This window comes from Tardiphaga sp. OK246 (assembly GCF_900188215.1).
Lineage (GTDB): Bacteria > Pseudomonadota > Alphaproteobacteria > Rhizobiales > Xanthobacteraceae > Tardiphaga > Tardiphaga robiniae.
The window spans coordinates 1,326,890-1,345,881 of the sequence record NZ_FZOX01000001.1 but is presented as its reverse complement, the minus strand read 5'-3'; the positions used below and the strand labels follow the sequence as shown (position 1 = coordinate 1,345,881).

Genomic DNA, 18,992 nt, shown 5'->3' with positions numbered 1-18,992 from the left:
CCGCGCAAGCTTGTGCGGGGAGTTTGAGGCCAGTCTCGCCGCATGCGCCCGCAGACTGGGAACCCACTGCCGATGGTCTCGACAATCGCAAGCTACCAGCTGATCTCCAAGAATATCGTCAAATCGTTGCAGCAGACGATGGAGAAGCCGGACGTGTCGAAGGACACAGAATACTACCTGTCACACATCCGCGATGTGAATACGATCGACGAATTCATCGGCGACTATCGGTTGTTCAGCTATGCCATGAAGGCGTACGGGTTGAGCGACATGACCTATGCCAAGGCGTTCATGCGCAAGGTTCTTACGGAAGGTGTTGCCAGCTCGACCACATTCGCCAACAAGCTTTCCGACGCCCGCTACCGCGAATTCGCCACCGCATTCGACTTCGCCAAGCTGGGTGACCAGGCGACGAGCACGACCGCCGCGCAGGTCGGCACCGTCGAGAAATACGTTCGGCAGCAACTCGAGGAAGACGCCGGATCGCAAAATGAAGGCGTTCGTCTGGCACTCTATTTCGAGCGCAAGGCGCCCAAGATCACCAGCATCTATCAGATTCTCGCTGATCCGGCGTTGATCAAGGTCGCCCAGATCGCGCTTGGCATCTCACCGATGACCTCGATGGCGGATGTCGACAAACAGGCGAATATGCTCAGCGCGAAAGTCGGCATCGCGGATTTCCAGACCCCCGAAAAGCTGCAGTCGTTCCTGCAGCGTTTTTCGGTGATGTGGGAGATGGAGAACGGAACGTCCACCGCCCAATCGGCTTCAAGCACCCTTATCACGCAGCCGCTCGAAATGGGCCTCAGCACGGACGTGCTGACCACCCTGCAGAACCTGAAAATCGGACGATAAAATGCAATCAGCGCTCTATGTCAGCCTCTCGGCCCAGGTCTCGCTTGAGAAGCGACTCGAAACCATTGCCAACAACATGGCCAATATGAAAACCGCCGCGTTCCGTGCCGACGCGGTGAAGTTCGAGACTGCAATGTCGCGCGCAGCAACGCAGGCGGTCGCGTTCTCCTCGCCCGGCGAAAACTTTATCTCGCGCAAGGAAGGCGCTATTACCCAGACTGGCAATACCCTGGACGTGGCGATCACCGGAAATAGCATGGCCGCGTACCCCGGCGGCCCCGATCCCGGCCACACGACGTGGATGGCGTTTGCTGGGCCGAACGGCACCGTCTATACGCGCGATGGCCGCATGCAGATCGACATCAACGGGCAGCTTCAGACCCTCACCGGCTATCCAATCCTCGATTCTGGCGGCACGCCGATCATCGTCGATCCCGATGCTGGCCCGCTAACGATTGTGCGCGATGGCACCATTTCGCAGGGTCGCATCCAGGTCGGTCAGCTCGGCCTGTTCGATATCGCCCCGGACGCAAAGCTGGAACGATTCGGAACGTCGGGCGTGATTCCGAGCAAGCCGGCGACCACCGCGCTCGATTTCGTCACGGTCGGCTTTCAGCAGGGCTACGTCGAAGGATCAAATGTCGATCCTCTGACAGAACTCACACAGATGATGACCGCACAGCGCACCTTCCAGAGCGTCAGCTCATTGATCGACAATTCCGAAAGTACCATGCAGAACGCCATTCGCACGCTGGGCGATCCAAAAGCCTGATGCCTGATGTGACCGGCGGGAGAGCTCGATGAACGCGCTTGAAAAACTCGAATCGACCATCGCAACCTTGCGCCGGGACGTGCCCACGGTTCGTGTCGGTGGCATGGTGTCCGAGGTGACGCCGACGCATTTTCGCGTCTCCGGCCTGTCGCGCTATGTCAGGCTCGGTGAATTGATCGGACTGGAAATCGACAAGCAGGTTCATCTCGGTGAGGTCGTGCGGATCGATACTGACGGCGTAACGGCCAAACCGTTCGATTCCCACTTTGCTGCCGGCCTCGGCGTTCCCGCCTTCCGAATGCCTCCCAAGACGCTGTCTCCACATCCGGCCTGGAAAGGTCGCGTCATCAATGCCCTTGGTGAGCCACTGGATGGCGCCGGCGACATGCCGGTCGGCGAGCGCGAGATGCAAACGGATGCCAATCCCCCACCGGCGATGAGCCGCTCCCGCGTGAGCAAGCCGCTCCGTACCGGCGTCCGCGTCGTGGATCTCTTCACACCGCTCTGTATCGGCCAGCGCATCGGCATTTTCGCCGGTTCCGGCGTCGGCAAGACCACCCTTCTTTCGATGCTGGCACGCAGCGCCGGCTTCGACACGGTAGTCACTGCACTGGTCGGCGAGCGTGGACGAGAAGTACGTGAATTTCTCGAAGAATCGCTGGTCCATCACAAGACCCGCGCGATCACAGTCGTCTCGACGAGCGACGAAAGCCCGATGATGCGTCGACTGGCGCCGAAGACAGCGATGACCATCGCCGAATATTTCCGCGATCGCGGTGAATCGGTGCTGTTGATCGTCGATTCGGTAACGCGCTTCGCCCACGCATCCCGTGAAGTCGCGCTCGCTACCGGCGAGCCGGCGATCGCACGCGGCTATGCGCCGAGTGTCTTCAGCGAACTTCCGCGACTGCTGGAGCGTTCAGGACCGGGCCTCGAAGGCCAGGGTTCCATTACCGGCGTCTTTGCCGTGCTGGTCGATGGCGACGATCACAACGAGCCCGTAGCGGATACAGTGCGCGGTACGCTGGACGGACACATCATGCTGGATCGTGACGTTGCCGATCAGGGCCGCTATCCGGCCGTCAATGTGCTGTCATCGGTCTCGCGCCTCGGCCAGCATGTGTGGTCGCCGGAGGAAGCTAATCTGGTGCGTAAGCTGCGCGCCATGATCGCCCGCTTTGAGGACACCCGCGACCTTCGCCTGATGGGCGGCTATCAGCCCGGCCGCGACAGTGAACTCGATCAGGCCGTCCAGCTCGTGCCCAAGATCTACGACGTGCTGCAACAGCACCCGACCGACCCGTCCTGCGCCGAGCCGTTCCAGGAATTGCTCAGCGTGATCAAGACCGCAATCGGGTAACTGCGCTCCCGCGTTCTAGACACCCGGGATCGTATCGAGATTCGCTGCCGCGACGATCGCACCGGATCGCACAAGGCGCAGCGACTTCTGAATGTCGTCGTGAAAATATCGATCCTCGTCGAGATGGGCGACGTCTGCCCGGATCCGTGCTCGAACGTTTTCCAGACGATCGCTGGACTTGAGCGGCGCATGGAAATCACAGCCTTGCGCGCCCGCCAGCAGCTCGATGGCAATGACGGCCATCGCATTCTCGATCATCGGCAACAGCCGCCGTGCCGCATGCGCCGCCATCGAAACATGATCTTCCTGATTGGCCGATGTCGGAATCGAATCGACGCTGGCCGGATAGGCCCGCTGCTTGTTCTCAGATACCAGCGCCGCGGCCGTCACTTGCGCGATCATGAAACCGGAATTAAGCCCCGGCTTCGGCGTCAGGAACGCGGGCACACCGGATAACACCGGATCCACCAGCATGGCGATCCGGCGCTCTGAGATCGATCCGATCTCACAGATCGCAAGCGCCATCATATCCGCCGCAAAGGCAACCGGCGCTGCATGGAAATTGCCACCGGAGATCGCGATATCGTCCTCGGCAAAGACCAGAGGATTGTCCGAAACGCCATTCGCTTCGGTGAGAAGTGTGGTGGCCACCTGTCGCAAAACGTCCAGCGCAGCGCCCATCACCTGCGGCTGACAGCGGAGGCAATAAGGATCCTGAACGCGGACGTCGCCAGTGCGGTGCGACTCGCGAATCGCGCTGCCGGCGAGAAGTTCCTTCAATGCCTGGGCCGATACGATCTGCCCTTCATGCTTGCGCAGTTGATGGATGCGCGGATCGAACGGCGTATCCGAGCCACGCGCCGCATCGGTGGACAAGGCACCACTGACGAGTGCGGTCCTGAACAGAATTTCAGATTCGAACAATCCCGCAAGTGCATAGGCTGTCGAGAACTGTGTGCCGTTCAGCAGCGCCAGTCCCTCCTTGGCCTGCAGCTCGATCGGCTGCAGACCCGCACTGGCGAGCGCCTCCGTCGCCGGCAATCGCCCAGACGTCGTCAGCGCCTCGCCGACGCCGATCATGACCGACGCCATATGCGCGAGCGGGGCCAGATCGCCGGAAGCACCGACCGATCCCTGCGCGGGCACGATGGGCGTGATGTCATGCGCAATCATGGCACTGAGCAACTGGACCGTCTCCATGCGGACGCCGGAGAAACCCTGTGCCAGGCTCGCAAGCTTGAGACACATCATCAGCCGCACCACCGGCGCTGGCGCCGGGTCGCCGACGCCCACGCAATGTGACAGCACGATGTTTTTCTGGAGGGCCGTGATGCTTTCGGCTGCTATGCCGACATGAGCAAGCTTTCCGAAGCCTGTATTGATGCCATAGACGGGTTCGCCCTTGGCGACGATCCGGGCAACTGCCTCAACACTGGCATTGATGTGGGGAATACAGCTCTCATCGAGAACCGGTACTGCCCCCCGATAGATCGACCGCCAGTCCGCCAGCGTCACCGTACCCGGTGTGAAACGCATCGTCATTAAAGTGTCTCCAGGCCATCCGTAGATGGCCCAAGGCAACACATTCAACGCTGCGCTTCAATGTTTGCGCGCAACAAAAAGGCCAGCCTTGCGGCTGGCCTTTCAGCTGATCGACAGTCAGATCGTGCGCTGCGACGTGCGACGCAGCGTCACGTTTGCCTTATGGCTTCCAGCCGCCGCCCGGCAGATTGCCGTGATAGGGCGTGTTGCGGCAGTGGCCCCACGGACCGCGCCAGTAACCGGGAGGGCACCCGTTCCCCATTACGGGAGCTTCCTGATAGTAGCCGCCCGGGAGCGGGCCGTAATAAGGTGTATAGCGGCAGCCACCATAAGGACCGCGCCAGCCGTTCGGACCGCAGCCACCCGCAACCGGGATCACGTGCGCTTTGACAGCGATGCTCTGGCCCATCATCGGCGCAGCACTTGCCTGCGTCGAGACGATGAACATGGCGACGAGACATGCCGCCATCATGTGCAGAATTTTGGTCATTCTATTCCTCTCGATGAGTTGAAGATCACTCGGCCCCGACGAAAGCGTCTTCGCCTTGCCGCGCGATGCGCAACCCGAAGATGCATTGGTCTTCATTCTGCTTAGAGGCACCAGATACCGTTGGCAATTCCGTTCTATCAATGCACCGGCACAACCCGTTCGGTTAGTTATCCGCCCGTTAAGAACGGCGAACGGAGCTGCCGCGCGAAGTACTGCATCAATGTAGTTCCCTTTAAACGAAGATGCAGCGACGTGTTGGAGCTATTCCAGAGACCGGAACCCTGCATCCGATCCCGCTGCGATCGAAGTCCTGCGACACGAGCGACTTCAATTGCCGCAAGGCCTTTGCATGATAGCTGAGTTGCGTGGAGCTCGGTTCTCGCGCTACCACGGGCCGCCGCGCAATTGCTTGATGAAAGACACCCGTGCTTCCCTGGAAACTGATCGATACGACCGAAGTCCCCGGCGGCGGCGTGCCGCTGCGCCTGATGCAGCGCGGGCAAGAGTTCACCATCAAGCTCGGCCAGAACGAGTTAATGAGCAGTCGGCTGTTCGGCTCCGAGGAAGCGCTGGCGACACTCACCTGCTTTCGCCTCAAGGACATGAAAGCTCCGCGGCTTTTGATCGGCGGCTATGGCATGGGCTTTACATTGCGCGCTGCGCTAAAGGTGCTCGGCCCGAAGGCGAAGATCACCGTGGTCGAACTGGTGCCCGCAATCGTCGCCTGGGCGCGTGGCCCAATGGCCGAGCTGTCTGGCGACAGCCTGAGTGATGAGCGCGTGGAGATTGTCGAGGGCGATGTCGTTAAAGCCATCGCTGGTGCACGCGGCAAATATGATGCGATCCTGCTCGACGTCGATAACGGGCCCGAAGGCCTGACGCGAAAATCGAATGATGCGCTCTATGACCTGAAAGGGTTGCGCGCGGCCCAGGCCGCGCTCAGTCCGGGCGGCGTGCTGGCCGTCTGGTCGTCATTTCCATATGACAAATTCACGGCACTCCTCGGCAAGGCAGGCTTCAACGCCGAGGAAATCAAGATCCGCGCCACCGGCACACGCGGTGGCGCCCGTCATGTCATCTGGCTGGCGACGAAGCCAAAAATATAGCCGTCGCCGCCGTGAAGATGGGTTTTAATAGGCAATCGAACGCCGACTGCGGCGAGGTTCGGCATAAGGCTGCGGGCTGAACGCCAGACGCGGATTGACGATGCAGTCGACGCCGCGACCCGATGCAGTGGCCTGGCACGCTTCATAACTCGGATAGGAGCAATCGGTCCCGAAGGCCTGCGACTGGATACAATAGGGATAGGTCGGGGCGGCAGCTGCAGGGCTGGAAGCCATGGCCGAAACACCACCAACAGCCAACACGGCAAGCATCAGATTGCGCATCACGTCTTCTCCTCCGCGGCAGCGGTCCTGTGACATCTCCAGAAAGCAACAGAGCCTGCGGATGAACGTTCCCGCAAGCTCCGATACATCCCGGTCTTGTGATTACGCGCTTACGCTGGCGTCATCACAAGGGTTAGACACCATAGTGCCGCATGGGTTCATTCGACCTTAAGGCCCGCGGCTTTGACCACTTTCTCCCACTTCTCGGTCTCCGCGACGATCATCTTACCGAACGCTTCTGGCGGTCCGATCAGCGGTTCGCCGCCGAGATCGATCAGCTTGGCCTTGACGGCCGGATCCGCCAGCACCGCATTAACGTCCGCGTTGAGCTTGGCGATAATCTCCGGCGGCGTCTTCTTCGGCGCACCCATGCCGAACAAAGCGCTGGCCTCATAACCCGGCACGGTTTCCGCGACGGTCGGCACATCGGGCAACAGCGACGACTTCTCGGTGGTCGTCACCGCCAGCGCACGAAGGCTGCCCGAGCGGATATGCTGGATGATTGACGGCATGTTGTCGAAGATCACCTGGACCTGACCGCCGAGCATGTCGGTGATCGCCGGCGCAGCACCGCGATAGGGCACATGCTGCATCTTGGCGCCCGACAGCATCATGAACATCTCACCGGATAGATGCACCGAGGTGCCGTTACCCGACGACGCCATGTTCACCTTGCCCGGATTGGCCTTCACATAGGCGATGAATTCCCCGACGGTCTTCGCCGTGATGTCCTTGTTGACGGTCATCACATTGGCAGTGCGATGGAAGGCGGCGACAGGCGCGATATCACGCACGAAATTGAAGCTCAGCTTCCCATAAAGCGTCGCGTTGATGTAGTTCGCCGGATTGACCAACAGGATGGTGTAGCCGTCGGGTTCTGCATTCACGACAGATTCGGTGCCGATATTGTTGCCGGCGCCCGGCTTGTTCTCGACGACGAATTGCTGGCCGGTTCGCTCGGATAGCTTCTGCCCGATCAGGCGAGCCAGAATATCGGTTGCACCGCCAGCAGGATAGCCGACGACAAAGCGAACCGGCCGCGTCGGATAATCCACGGCCAGCGCCGAGCTGACGGGAACGAGAGCGGTTGCAGTAAAAGCAGAAAAGCCAAGCGCAATCAGACCGATCGCGGCACGACGTGACGTCATATTTTATTCCCTCCGGCTGCCGCAACTTTGCGCGCGGTCAGCGTGTGTTGAATTGACAACGGCCGTATCTACCAAACAATTCAACTATCGGCCAGTGCGACACTACTGCGGCACCAGCCCAAAGAAACGTCAAGGCAACGCCAAGGACCATTTCATGTCCCTCACCGTCACGGCCCTCGATCATCTCGTCCTGAATGTCACTGACGTCCAGCGCTCAGCCACCTGGTATCAACGCGTCCTGGGCATGGAGGTGAAGGTGTTCGATCCCGGTCCGGGCAAGTTGCCGCGCACATCGGTGAGTTTTGGCGTGCAAAAGATCAATCTGCGGCCGATCGGCGCCGATAAGGTCGAGTGGTTCACGGCGGATCATGAGATGGCCGGCAGCGACGATCTCTGTTTTCTCACCGCATCACCGCCCGACGCCGTGGTCGCGCATCTCGGCGCTTGCGATGTTGCTATCGAGGAAGGCCCGGTGGCCAAACAGGGCGCGCGCGGCACCTTGCGCTCGGTCTATTGCCGGGATCCCGATGGCAGCCTGATTGAAATTTCGTCTTACGAAATAGGCTGATCCTGCACGCGTTGCGGTTTGCGCACTGCCGCCGCTGATGGCACAACATCTTCCGTAAAAACAAGAATAAGAAAGCCGCACCCGCGTAAGCGGTCGCTCCGGCGGCTTTCGACGGAGGATGCATGCCCCACCCCGCGACGAATCCCGCCATGATTCCCGGTTCGATCGGCCCGTTCGACGGCATGGACGTGCCGTGGCTACTGCGCATGCACGCCGAGACGCGTCGCGATCACCCTTTCATCATCTGGTCGCCATTCGATGCACCGGCGCGGCCATGGACCTATGGCGAATTCTACGATCGCGTCGGCGCACTTGCCGCAGGCCTTGCCCAACGCGGCATCGTCCAAGGCGACTATGTGCTGATCCATCTCGACAATTGCGTCGAGATGTTGCTGGCCTGGTTCGCCTGTGTCGAACTCGGCGCCATCGCGGTCACCACGAATACCCGTTCGTCGGCTGCGGAGATCGAATATTTTGCGGATCACTGCGGCGCGGTCGCGGCCATCACCCAGCCATCCTATGCCGAACTCGTCGCCGCCAATTGCCGCAAACTGCGCTGGATCGCGGTGACGTCGCACAACGCCGGCGCGTCGGCCGACGGCCATGCAGTGGGCAAGGCTGAGCGGTTCGAATCCCTGTTCGCTGACAGCGCCGATCGTCCGCGCCGCCCGGTCGACCCGTGGGCGCATTGTAGCGTCCAATATACGTCAGGCACCACATCGCGGCCCAAAGCGGTGCTGTGGACCCATGCCAATGCGCTGTGGGGCGGCAAGGTGAATGCTGCGCATCAGGACCTGCATGCGTTTGATACGCATATGACTTATCTGCCGCTGTTTCATACCAATGCACTGGCCTATTCGATGCTGGCGACGTTGTGGGTCGGTGCCTCCCTCGTGCTTCAGCCGCGTTTTTCCGCGCGCCGGTTCTGGAACGTGGCGCTCGAACATCGCGCGACCTGGCTGTCGACGATCCCGTTCTGCATGAAGGCGCTGCTGGAGCACGACGTGCCGAAGCATCATCACTTCCGTCTGTGGGGAGCCTCGTTCTGCGATCCGCCCGCCTTCGCGAAATTTAACGTCAAGATCATCGGCTGGTGGGGCATGACCGAGACCATCACCCACGGCATTATTGGCGAGGTCGACCAGCCCAATACGCCGATGGCCATCGGCCGCGCCGCAACCGAATATGGCATCCGCGTCACCAATGACGACGGCACGCCGACCGCCGTGGGCGAGACTGGCAATCTCGCGATCAAGGGCATTCCCGGCCTGTCGCTGTTCAAGGAGTATCTGCACAACGAAGCTGCGACCTCAGACAGTTTCGACACCAACGGCTTCTTCATCACTGGCGACCGCGTCACGCTACTCGAGCGCGGCTATATCAAGTTTGGTGACCGTGCGAAGGACATGCTGAAAGTTGGCGGGGAGAACGTTGCCGCATCGGAGATCGAACAGGTCGTCATCACCGTGCCCGGCGTGCGCGAAGCCGCCGTCGTCGGCAAAAAACATCCGATGCTGGATGAAGTGCCGGTGGTTTTCATCATCCCGCATGCCGGCGTCGCGCAGGCACCACCAGCGCTGCATGAGAGTGTCATGGCAGCTTGCAAGCGCGGGCTGGCGGATTTCAAGGTGCCGCGCGAAATCCACTTCGTGGACGAGATGCCGCGTTCGACGCTTGAAAAAGTGGCCAAGGCGGAATTGCGCAAGCTGCTGGCCTGAGGCGAACGGCGCTTACGCGCCGAGCGCCACCGGGCGGAACACCTGTAGCAGTTGCTGGTCGATCTTGTCGCCCATCTGCTCCATGATCTCGAACGCCTTGGCATGCGTGAAGGCCATGCGATACGCACGCCGCTCCACCAGAGCCGCGTGGATGTCGACGATGGTCATCAGGCGAACGATGTCGCTGATCTGGTCGCCGGCCAGCGCATCGGGGTAGCCGCTGCCATCCAGGAATTCGTGGTGATGCAGCACCACGTCGAGCATCTCGCGCGGAAAACTGCCCTGCGCCACCAGCGCTTCGAAGCCGAGACGCGGATGTTTGCGCATCTCGAGCGTCTCGTCCTCGGTGAGCTTGCCCGGCTTGTCCAGGATCGAGACCGGGATGAAGGCCTTGCCCACATCATGGACGAGGGCCGCGCGCGTGAGGCGGCGCTGATCTTCGTCGCGCATGCCGAGATGCTGCGCAAAGGCCACCGCGAACCCCGTCACGAATAGGCAGTGACGATAGCTGTGATTATGATGACGGCCGACGGCGGCCAACCATTCGCGCAGCGATGTGCGCTTGATGGCCTTCAGAATCTGGTTCTCGGCTTGCATCACGTCGTTGAAGGTGAGCGGAACGCCAGCGGGCAGCTTCTCGAAGATCTTGACCATTACCGCATGCGCCGCCTCGACGCCGCGATTCAGCGCCTTGCCGCGGGCGGAGAAGTCCTCGTCATGCGGGTTCGGAAACGCGGCGCGGATACGCTGCATGATGCCACGTGCATCGAACGGCCGCGCGATCGTATCGGTGGCGCCGAGCGCCCAGGCCTGCATGGATCCGTGATGCAGCGAGTCGGCCAGTACGAACAGGCGCGGTATCGCTTCATAGGATTTGTGGCGCAACTTGTTGCGCACGCGCTGCACGGCCTCTGCCGAACGCAGATTGATATCGACCACGATACCCGACAGCTCGCTGGGCGGTGTCTCCGGAATGGCTGACGTTGGGACAACATCGACTTCGCCGACCTTCTGCAGGATATCGACGAGTTCGCTGCTGTGATCGCTGCGGTCCGATGCCAGAAGCAGTCGGCGGCGCGCCGGCGATTGGTTGACTGAAGCGGTCATATGCCCTCGATCTATTGCGGCGAACGGGCCGCAAGCAGGACATACATACCTTGGAACAGGGTTCTTGAAGCTTAATGGGTATTGTTAATGCTTCCTGATCGCCCCCCGGAAGGTTTCATTCCGGCGGATAGCACTATCAGTCGGTTAGGGCTTTCGCGAAAACTTTAAGCAATGCCGCCTTGCGCCGGAATCCGATCCGGAAAACAATCGCGCCATGAAGACCATCAGGTTCATCCTCGGCGTCGCGACCGCCCTCACCGTCATGGTTCCAGCCCACGGGCAGCCCGCCGGGACGAGGCCCGATCTGCCATTCACGGCAACCCTTTCGAACGCCACCCCGCTGGCTTTTGGGATGGCGGCGGATGACGCCGCCCGTATCTTGGGCACCCCGCTAACCTATGTCAGCGGCCGACCGGGCGATGAGATCTATCTGGCGATCCGCACCTTCGGCGGCAGCGGCTTCTTCGACCGCCGCGACCGCCTCTATCTCCAGTTTCGCAAGGGACGCCTGACCGGCTGGAAGGGCGACTGGGGCCGGCATTGGATGTGGCAGTAGCCGCTTTGTGAGTAGACCCGTGCTGTCGTCCGCGCCAAACATACCTCACCCCTTAACAACGATATGGAATACCTCGTGGGACAAGACATCACGCTGACTGCATCTGACGGCTTCAAACTCGGCGCCTACCGCACCCAGCCTGAGGGCAAGCCCAAGGGCGCCGTGGTGGTGATCCAGGAGATCTTCGGCGTAAACGACCACATCCGCACGGTCTGCGATCGCTTCGCTGTGCAAGGCTATGTGGCGGTGGCGCCGTCGATCTTCGATCGCACCGAACCCAACTTCCAGTCCGGTTATTCGCCCGAGGAAATCGCCATCGCGCGCAAGTTCGTTGCTAATCCGGATTGGCCCGCGATGCTGCGCGATACCCAGGCCGCGATCGATTCCGTTGGGGATGTCGGCAATGTCGGCATCATCGGCTTCTGCCTTGGCGGCAGCGTTGCTTTCGCCGCAGCCACGAAGCTGACCGGCCTCAGCGCCGCCATTGGCTATTACGGCGGCGCCGTGGTGCGCTTTGCCGACGACAAGCCGACCGTACCGACGCAGCTGCATTTCGGTGAAAAGGATCACGGCATTCCGCTGTCGGACGTCGAGACCATCCGCGCCAAGCGGCCGGATGTGGAGATCTTCGTCTATGACGGGGCCGAACACGGCTTTAATTGCGATCAGCGCGCCAGCTACAACAAGGCCAGCGCGGACATCGCAAGGGAGCGCAGCCTCGCGTTCCTCGCGAAGCATCTGAAGTAAGCCGCCGCCCTCTCCACGTCATTGCCGGGCTTGACCCGGCAATCCACCTTTGCGGCACCAACAAGCGTTTGGGCAAAGCTGGATACCCGGGTCAAGCCCGGGTATGACGACTGAGAGGGAGCAGCCTCGATCTTTCCCTGCCAGTCGGGAGAGATTGGAACATCACTCGCCCTTCACGCCCGCTGTCTTTGCCACCGTCGCCCAGCGATCGAAATCGCGGCGCAGGCTCTTCTCGAAAGATTCGGGGCTGTCTCCGACCGGAACGAGATTGACCGCCTGCAGGCCGGCGGTCCCCTCCGGCGAATTGATGATGCGACCGAGCTCGGCCGACAGCTTGCTCACAATGTCCTTCGGCGTCGCTGCTGGCACGAAGACGCCGACCCAGCCTTCAGCCTCGAAACCGGGATAGCCGAGTTCGGCCATGGTCTGCACGTTCGGCAGCTTGGGCTTGCGTTTCTCGCCGCCCACTGCGAGCGGACGGATCTTGCCGGCTTCGAGCTGCGGACCGGCCGTGGTGAAGTCGAGGAAGGCCGCCGTGACCTGATTGCCGAGCAGATCGTTCAGGAGCGGTGCGGCGCCACGATACGGCACATGGGTCATATCAATGCCGGTGTTCTTCTTCAGAAGCTCGCCATAAAGATGCGACGTGGTGGCGTTGCCAAAAGTGCCGTACGGATATTTTCCGGGACTGGATTTGGCAAGATCGACCAGTTCCTTCACCGACTTCATCGGCTGCGCTTCGGGTACGACGAGCACGATCGGCGAGATCGCGACCTGCGTCACCGGCGCGAGATCCTTGAACGCGTCGTAAGGCAGTTTCGACATCAGGCTCGGCGCCTGGATGATCTGCGTGATTGCGATCAGCACCGTGTAGCCATCGCCCGGAGCCTTGGCAGCGAAATCGTTGCCGATCACGCCACCGGCGCCCGGCTTGTTCTCCACGGTGACGGTCTGCTTCCAGGATTCTTGCAGCTTCTGTGCTAGCAGCCGCGCAGCGACGTCAGTGGCACCGCCGGGCGCATAGGGCACGACGAAGGTAATGCGCCGATCAGGATAGGATTGCGCGGTCTGCGCAGATGCCTCCGACGACACCGCTCCCAGCGCCACGATGGCTGCCAGAGTGACGCCGCGGATCACGTTGACCGACGGACTGGTCTTCATCTCTTCTCCCCCTGATATCCATATGTGCCGGCATGGCGGCGCATTTCAGCGAGTTGGCCTCGCTTGATCATTGCTACAGGGCGGGAGACGATTCTGATACAGAGCAACGCGTATCCTGACGCCAATGCGCCGATACATCGCAGCCAATTTCATCGCGGGAAAGCGCGTCTATTCCGTGAAGCGGAGAAAATCGCGTGTGAGTGATGACCGCGATCGATGCGTGCGATCAGAACCAGCGCTCGCTGACCAGCACCGTATCACCGGGATTGATCGGCGTGCCCAATGGCACCACGGCGCGGTACGAGCCCTCGACGGTGGTATGGGTCAGCGTGACTTCATCACGCTTGGCGCGTGGCGAGAAGCCGCCGGCAATGGCGATCGCGCTCTCGACGCTCATATTGGGCACGTAGGGATACTGTCCAGGAGCGGCAACTTCACCGAGGATGAAGAACGGACGGTAGGCTTCGATTTCGACAGCCACCGACGGCTCGCGAATGAAGCCATTGCGCAGGCGGCCGGTGATGCTCGCAGCCAGCCCAGCGGGCGTCATGCCGCGCGCCGGCACGCGGCCGATCAGCGGCATGGTGATCGCGCCACCGGCATCGATGGCGTAGGAATTGGTGAGACCTTCCTGGCCGTAAACCACGACGCGCAGCTTGTCGCCGGCATCGAGCTTGTACTGCGCATCATAGGTCGAGACCGGGGGAGCATAAGCAACCGGCACTGCTGCCGGCCCGTAACCCGGGCGACCGTAAGCGAGCGTGTCGAGATCGGCAGCCGGCGCAACCACTGCAACAGGACCGGGTCTGCGCATGCAACCGGACAAAGCCAGCGCGGCAACCGCGACAATCATGGGCAGACGAAACGCGCGGGCAGACGACACTGGACATATCCCTCATAGAGGCAGCCTCGGTTTTGGCCTCTTATGGTTAAAATTCCGTTGTCATGGCCTTCCATCAGGCAGCAAAAAACCCGCCTTCGGGAGCTCCGAAAGCGGGCTTTTGACGTTGTTTATCTACACTTAGCCGTGGTCAGCTCAGGCAGTGACGCCGACCCCGATCGGGCACGACACACCGGTGCCGCCGAGACCGCAATAGCCGCCAGGATTCTTTGCCAGATACTGCTGGTGATAGTCCTCGGCGAAGTAGAACTTCCCGGCCGGCGCAATCTCGGTGGTGATGGCGCCGAGGCCCTTCGCGGACAGTGCCTTCTGATACGCCGCCTTCGACGCTGCGACGGCATCGCGCTGTGCATCGCTGAAGGTGTAGATCGCGGAACGATACTGCGAGCCGATGTCGTTGCCCTGACGCATGCCCTGGGTCGGATCGTGACTCTCCCAGAACGTCTTCAGCAACTGCTCGTAAGAAATCTTCTTCGGATCGAACGCCACCAGCACCGCTTCGGTGTGACCGGTACGGCCCGAGCAGGTCTCTTCATAGGTCGGGTTCGGCGTGAAGCCGCCGGCGTAGCCGACCGCGGTCGTATAGATGCCGTCGCCGAGCTCCCAGAACTTGCGCTCAGCACCCCAGAAGCAACCGAGCCCGAACACCGCCCGCTCAACTCCTTCTGGATAGGGCGGCTGGATGTTGCTGCCATTGACGAAGTGATGCTTGGCAGTGGGGATCGGCGTATCGCGACCGGGCAGTGCTTCGGCGGCGGTCGGCAATGCAGCGGTCTTGCGCATGAAAAGCATGGATCATCTCCCGGCGCGCTCGCGAACGAAGTGGACTCCGGTTCGCTGGACGAACGCGCAGATCTGGGGGCCAACAGCACCCGCGAGGCAGAACCGGATTCACTCCTGCCGCGCGGCGTATCTCAGGTGGCAATATAGGTATCTACGAGGGAAACGGCAGGTGTGTTACGTCGTCGAGCGCCGTTCAATTCCGCGAATAACCGATCAGCGGCTTGCTTGGCCGGAACAGCAGCATCAGCACGATGCCGAGCACACCCATGACGGCCCAAGCCGGCTGGTTGAGCAGCAGCTTAAGAAGCCCACTGAGAAAAGGCGCATTGGCATCGACCATTGCCTGGAAGGAACGCTGGCTGGCCTGGTTGATGTCGTTCCAGAACTCCCCGAGCCGGGTCAGCCGCAGCGCCTGATCGGCAATCGAGCGCGCCCCATCATAGACCAGGAACACGAACCCACCGGCCAGCAATAACAGCCCTATCAGGCGGAAAAACCCGCGGATCATCCGAATCCCCTCATCGCTCTCACCCCCGGCAATACCGGGCAAAACCGAGAAATTCAACCTCATCAGCAACTTAACCGCCACTCTGCGGCTGTTTTTCGTCTAAAGGCGCAGCCGGAAGGCGTTGACGGTGGAAATCGGGCACTCTATAAGGAGCGCCAATGGCGGTGGGCGCAATCCCGCCGCCGCTGTTCTTTGAGCGGCGCGCCCCGTGAGTTTCGAAACGCGTGAGCTTTGCCGCTCCGGGGATAGCATTTTCAGGAACACCCCGGAAACAGATCAGCGTTGGCCGCAGTCGAGCGGCAGACGTCAATCAGCCCGGCGCCCGAGACGGGACGCTGCTGAAGGATAGTGAGATATGGCCAATACGACCTCCGCCAAGAAGGCGACGCGCAAGATTGCCCGCCGCACCATCGTCAACAAGTCCCGCCGCACCCAGATGCGCGGTGCAGTCCGCACCGTCGAGGCGGCGATCAAGAGCGGCGACCGCGAAGCGGCGCTGAAGGCGATGAAGCTCGCCGAGCCCGAGCTGATGAAGGCTGCTCAGCGCAACCTCGTTCACAAGAATCTCGCAAGCCGCAAGGTCTCGCGTCTCGTCCATCAGATCGCGAAGCTCGCGCAGTAATCTGACGACAACATTCTTTCCAAAAAGCCCGGCTTCACGCCGGGCTTTTTTTATGCCGCAATGCGTTCGCGCTATCGCGTCACAAATTCTGATGAAGCGCAAAGACCGCCGCGCGCTTGCGCGATGCGCGTCTCGTCATGTCTCTTCAACGGCACAGCCGGAACGCACAACGCATCACACCGAGTGCCAATCCGCGTTATCGCTTGCGTCAGCGTGATTCTGAAAAAGCAACAGCGCCACGCCGCCAGCACGAGTCCGATGTCTAGGGTTACCCTGACTCAACGCACAGAAAAAAACGCGCGGCTCTAATCACTTATCGGCATAGCGAAGCGGACCAGTTTGAAAACGCGGACTCGGCCCCTTCATTCGTAAATGAATTATGAATTTCTTTTTTCGCTGGATCGAATCTGCAACGGCACTGTCACATTACGATTCAGCGCGTTGATTCAAAACCTTGACGCATCGTCAAAAAAATCACGACGTGTTCCGGGCTGCGCAAGTGAGGCTTTTGCGGGGCACCTGAAAAATGATTCCGTTGCGAGAAACCGGGCGTGCTGTATTTCTTTAATCACTCGCGGCGCCCGCGGTTCTTCAGATCAGAGCGATTTAAGAACCAGGACGGACCTTAGGATCAGCGACGGTCTTCAGGTTAGCGACACCTTCCAAGCTTTGATCGGATCGCAGCCCATAGCAATATGGGAAGGGTTGTTCTGTGTCGAAATTTCTCGGGTATCCATTCGGATGCTTTGAAAAGAAATGCGCACCGGCCAATCGCAACCAGCAAAGCTGACGGTGCGGAAGTAAGCGGGCAGGCGAGCGGGCAAGACGACGATACGGGAATGCGACTGAACGAGTTTCGATGTTCAGCGTTGCGGACTGACTTTGAACCACATGTGAACTGACATCTTGCCGCGAGCGACCGCGGTGAGCGGGGGAGGCTTTATGCGCAAATCGACCACGACAGCATTCCAGCGACCGCGATCTGCGTCTCGTTCAGATACGGCGATCCACACCTCCGCCCACGTTCCCGACAGACCCTCCAGTACGCGCTGACCTCGCGACGAGGTCCTCTTCGACATCACTGATCTGACCTCGGCCGGATGGCCGTTGGCGGAGCTGTGCCCGAAGACGACGCGTCACACGAGGTCGCACCGCGTCTCCATACGCGGACATTCATCGGCAGCGTTGTGCCGGACACTCACTCTATCTGAAAAGTTCTCTGACAATGGCTAATATGGAACAGGATCACTGGTCTCGCGTAAAAGGTCGGCTGCGGTCGACGGTTGGCGAAGACGTTTACTCCAGCTGGTTCGCGCGGATGGATCTCGAAAGCGTGCAGGACGACAGCGTCCATCTTTCGGTACCCACCCGATTCCTGAAGAGCTGGATCCAGGCCCACTACGCCGAGCGCGTGCTGAACGCCTGGCAGGCCGAGATGCCGCAAGTTCATCGCGTCGATCTCACCGTGCGTTCGGCGATGCGCAACGTTGCGCCCGCCAACAAGGAAGCCGCAGCGCCGACCGAAGCGCGCCGCACCGAGACGTTCAACAACCGTCCCGCGCCCGAACTCCGCGCCACGGCCACCGCGCCGGTGTCCGCAAGCCATGAAGCACTCGGCGGCTCGCCGCTCGATCCGCGCCTGACTTTTGCGAGCTTCGTGCTCGGCCGCGCCAACACGCTGGCCCATGCTGCCGCGCGTCAGGTCGCCGAAGGTCGCCGCGGCGATCCGGTGATGTTCAACCCGCTTTACATCCATGCCGGCGTGGGCCTCGGCAAAACCCATCTGTTGCAGGCCGTGACCTGGGCTGGCAATTCCGGCCCCGACCGCAAGGTGCTGTATCTCACCGCCGAGAAGTTCATGTACGGCTTCGTCGCTGCGCTGAAGACGCAGACGGCGCTCGCCTTCAAGGAAGCGCTACGCGGCATCGACGTGCTGGTGATCGACGACATGCAGTTCCTGCAGGGCAAGACCACGCAGGCCGAATTCTGTCACACACTGAATGCGCTGATCGATGCCGGCCGCCAGGTGGTGATCGCCGCTGATCGTCCGCCGTCGGATCTGGAAAGCCTCGACGAACGCGTGCGTTCGCGCCTCGCCGGCGGTCTCGTCGTCGAAATGAGCTCGCTCGGCGAAGAGCTGCGCCTGGGCATTCTGAAGTCGCGCGTTGCCGCCGCTCGCGCGCATCACGCCTCGTTCGACGTGCCGGAACCGGTGCTCGACTATCTGGCCCGCACCATTACCCATAATGGCCGCGATCTCGAAGGCGCAATCAACCGCCTGCTGGCGCACTCGAAGCTGAACGCCACGCCGGTGACGTTGGAAATGGCCGAACGCGAAGTGCGCGACCTGATCCGCCCGCAGGAGCCGAAGCGGATCAAGATCGAGGACATCCAGCGTGTCGTCGCGCGTCAGTACAATGTCAGCCGGTCCGACCTCCTGTCGTCGCGCCGCACCGCCAATGTCGTGCGCCCCCGTCAGGTTGCGATGTATCTGGCCAAGACCCTGACGCTGCGCTCGCTGCCCGAAATCGGCCGCCGCTTCGGTGGCCGCGATCACACCACGGTTCTGCATGCCGTACGCAAGATCGAGGCGCTGGTCGGCAAGGACGTGGCCCTGCAGGATGAGGTCGAGACGCTGAAGCGCCAACTGCAGGAGTAAAGCGTCCCCGCCCCCGACGCGCCAAAGCGTGCGCCGGGGCAGGACGAGGGTGTTAACCGTCAAAACATTGGGGGCCGGAAGCGCATCTCTCTTGCGCTTCCCGGCCA

General features: G+C 61.1%; 19 protein-coding genes. 10 read left to right on the top strand and 9 right to left on the bottom strand.

The features are described from left to right. Positions 1-72: 72 nt before the first annotated feature. From CHC01_RS06520 to fliI, 3 genes are read left to right on the top strand one after another with little or no spacing between them, the layout of a single operon-like run. Entirely contained in the window at positions 73-855 is a 783-nt protein-coding gene (locus CHC01_RS06520) for a DUF1217 domain-containing protein (RefSeq protein ID WP_089263696.1), read from the top strand. 1 nt (position 856) lies between these two features. Beyond that, entirely contained in the window at positions 857-1,627 is a 771-nt protein-coding gene (gene flgF / locus CHC01_RS06515; protein ID WP_089263424.1) for a flagellar basal-body rod protein FlgF, read from the top strand. Between the two features lie 28 nt (positions 1,628-1,655). Further along, positions 1,656-2,987, top strand: a complete 1,332-nt coding sequence (fliI, locus tag CHC01_RS06510) for a flagellar protein export ATPase FliI (protein WP_089263423.1) — start codon at positions 1,656-1,658, stop codon at positions 2,985-2,987. Between the two features lie 15 nt (positions 2,988-3,002). On the opposite strand, the gene hutH is transcribed toward fliI, so the two are convergent. Further along, positions 3,003-4,529, bottom strand: coding sequence for a histidine ammonia-lyase (gene hutH / locus CHC01_RS06505; protein WP_089263422.1), 1,527 nt, complete (start codon positions 4,527-4,529; stop codon positions 3,003-3,005). A gap of 160 nt (positions 4,530-4,689) precedes the next feature. Further along, positions 4,690-5,019, bottom strand: coding sequence for a GCG_CRPN prefix-to-repeats domain-containing protein (locus CHC01_RS06500; protein WP_244558223.1), 330 nt, complete (start codon positions 5,017-5,019; stop codon positions 4,690-4,692). Between the two features lie 425 nt (positions 5,020-5,444). Between CHC01_RS06500 and CHC01_RS06495 the strand changes: the two genes are divergently transcribed. Further along, complete coding sequence (locus CHC01_RS06495; RefSeq protein ID WP_068729912.1) at positions 5,445-6,125, top strand: spermidine synthase; 681 nt, start codon at positions 5,445-5,447, stop codon at positions 6,123-6,125. A gap of 24 nt (positions 6,126-6,149) precedes the next feature. Here CHC01_RS06495 and CHC01_RS06490 read toward each other — a convergent pair whose 3' ends face one another. Both CHC01_RS06490 and CHC01_RS06485 read right to left on the bottom strand, forming a co-directional pair. Beyond that, positions 6,150-6,407, bottom strand: a complete 258-nt coding sequence (locus CHC01_RS06490) for a DUF3551 domain-containing protein (RefSeq protein ID WP_089263421.1) — start codon at positions 6,405-6,407, stop codon at positions 6,150-6,152. 158 nt (positions 6,408-6,565) lie between these two features. Next, on the bottom strand, positions 6,566-7,555 hold the full coding sequence (locus CHC01_RS06485) for a Bug family tripartite tricarboxylate transporter substrate binding protein (protein WP_089263420.1): 990 nt from the start codon (positions 7,553-7,555) through the stop codon (positions 6,566-6,568). A 154-nt stretch (positions 7,556-7,709) separates the two neighbouring features. On the opposite strand from CHC01_RS06485, the gene CHC01_RS06480 reads away from it, so the two are divergent. Together CHC01_RS06480 and CHC01_RS06475 are read left to right on the top strand one after the other, a co-directional pair. Continuing rightward, the gene (locus CHC01_RS06480) at positions 7,710-8,123 is read left to right on the top strand and encodes a VOC family protein (protein ID WP_089263419.1); all 414 of its coding nucleotides are present in this window, start codon (positions 7,710-7,712) and stop codon (positions 8,121-8,123) included. Between the two features lie 122 nt (positions 8,124-8,245). Then, the gene (locus CHC01_RS06475) at positions 8,246-9,841 is read left to right on the top strand and encodes an AMP-binding protein (RefSeq protein ID WP_089263418.1); all 1,596 of its coding nucleotides are present in this window, start codon (positions 8,246-8,248) and stop codon (positions 9,839-9,841) included. A 12-nt stretch (positions 9,842-9,853) separates the two neighbouring features. On the opposite strand, the gene CHC01_RS06470 is transcribed toward CHC01_RS06475, so the two are convergent. Continuing rightward, the gene (locus CHC01_RS06470; protein ID WP_089263417.1) at positions 9,854-10,948 is read right to left on the bottom strand and encodes an HD-GYP domain-containing protein; all 1,095 of its coding nucleotides are present in this window, start codon (positions 10,946-10,948) and stop codon (positions 9,854-9,856) included. Positions 10,949-11,162: 214 nt separating this feature from the next. Between CHC01_RS06470 and CHC01_RS06465 the strand changes: the two genes are divergently transcribed. Both CHC01_RS06465 and CHC01_RS06460 read left to right on the top strand, forming a co-directional pair. Then, positions 11,163-11,504: a hypothetical protein gene (locus tag CHC01_RS06465; RefSeq protein ID WP_089263416.1), complete on the top strand. Its 342-nt coding sequence runs from the start codon at positions 11,163-11,165 to the stop codon at positions 11,502-11,504. A 75-nt stretch (positions 11,505-11,579) separates the two neighbouring features. Then, on the top strand, positions 11,580-12,251 hold the full coding sequence (locus CHC01_RS06460; protein WP_089263694.1) for a dienelactone hydrolase family protein: 672 nt from the start codon (positions 11,580-11,582) through the stop codon (positions 12,249-12,251). A 162-nt stretch (positions 12,252-12,413) separates the two neighbouring features. Here the strand turns inward: CHC01_RS06460 and CHC01_RS06455 are convergent, their stop codons facing one another. The 4 genes from CHC01_RS06455 to CHC01_RS06440 all read right to left on the bottom strand — a co-directional run bounded on the left by CHC01_RS06455 (position 12,414) and on the right by CHC01_RS06440 (position 15,604). Continuing rightward, positions 12,414-13,412 (bottom strand): Bug family tripartite tricarboxylate transporter substrate binding protein, encoded by a 999-nt coding sequence (locus tag CHC01_RS06455; RefSeq protein WP_089263415.1) that lies wholly within the window; start codon positions 13,410-13,412, stop codon positions 12,414-12,416. Positions 13,413-13,638: 226 nt separating this feature from the next. Continuing rightward, a complete protein-coding gene (locus tag CHC01_RS06450; RefSeq protein WP_089263414.1) occupies positions 13,639-14,265 on the bottom strand; it encodes a polysaccharide biosynthesis/export family protein in 627 nt (208 codons plus the stop codon). Between the two features lie 183 nt (positions 14,266-14,448). Beyond that, on the bottom strand, positions 14,449-15,105 hold the full coding sequence (gene msrA, locus CHC01_RS06445; RefSeq protein ID WP_089263413.1) for a peptide-methionine (S)-S-oxide reductase MsrA: 657 nt from the start codon (positions 15,103-15,105) through the stop codon (positions 14,449-14,451). Between the two features lie 184 nt (positions 15,106-15,289). After that, positions 15,290-15,604 (bottom strand): hypothetical protein, encoded by a 315-nt coding sequence (locus CHC01_RS06440; RefSeq protein ID WP_068729932.1) that lies wholly within the window; start codon positions 15,602-15,604, stop codon positions 15,290-15,292. 355 nt (positions 15,605-15,959) lie between these two features. Here CHC01_RS06440 and rpsT point away from each other — a divergent pair, with 355 nt between their 5' ends. After that, complete coding sequence (gene rpsT, locus CHC01_RS06435) at positions 15,960-16,226, top strand: 30S ribosomal protein S20 (protein WP_068729934.1); 267 nt, start codon at positions 15,960-15,962, stop codon at positions 16,224-16,226. 1,225 nt (positions 16,227-17,451) lie between these two features. Then, positions 17,452-18,885, top strand: coding sequence for a chromosomal replication initiator protein DnaA (gene dnaA / locus CHC01_RS06430; RefSeq protein WP_089263412.1), 1,434 nt, complete (start codon positions 17,452-17,454; stop codon positions 18,883-18,885). Positions 18,886-18,992: the final 107 nt, after the last annotated feature.